The organism is Curtobacterium sp. MMLR14_002 (assembly GCF_001864975.1).
Classification (GTDB): domain Bacteria; phylum Actinomycetota; class Actinomycetes; order Actinomycetales; family Microbacteriaceae; genus Curtobacterium; species Curtobacterium flaccumfaciens.
This window is the reverse complement of record NZ_MJGT01000129.1, coordinates 1-452: the sequence shown is the minus strand read 5'-3', so window position 1 is coordinate 452 and position 452 is coordinate 1. Positions and strand designations below refer to the sequence as shown.

At 63.9% G+C, this 452-nt stretch carries 1 protein-coding gene; it reads left to right on the top strand.

The annotated features are described in order from the left end of the window. A partial coding sequence (locus tag BIU91_RS18340; RefSeq protein ID WP_139196883.1) for a sugar transferase occupies positions 1 to 175 on the top strand: 175 nt, incomplete at its 5' end. Between the last annotated feature and the right edge of the window lie 277 nt (positions 176 to 452).

The following is a 452-nucleotide window of genomic DNA, read 5'->3' as shown; positions in this document are numbered from 1 at the left end:
CCTCGTCAAGCCCGGCATGACCGGCCTGTGGCAGGTGAGCGGTCGGTCCGACCTGTCGTGGGAGGATTCGGTGCGGCTCGATCTGTACTACGTGGAGAACTGGTCCCTCGTCGGTGACTTGGTGATCCTGTGGCGCACCGCTAAAGCTGTCGTCCGGAAGAACGGAGCGTATTGAGCGAGCAGGAGAGCGGCTTCCGCGTGTCCGTCGTGGCTCCCTACGCGGAAGGCGCCATCGTCGAATACGCCCGATGGGCAGAGCGTTGCGGGAACCTTGTGTCCTTCTGGCTTCCGTCACGCGGGTTGACCAGCGGACTGGCAAAGATCGTGCCCGGAGCCAGAGGGGCGTCGATCAGGTCGAGACTCACGCGGGGGACCGATCAGGTTGCCAGGGTCAGAACGATCTCGCCAGCTCTCGAGATTCTTCGGCTGTTGTCGCGGAGCCCGCTCTTGAG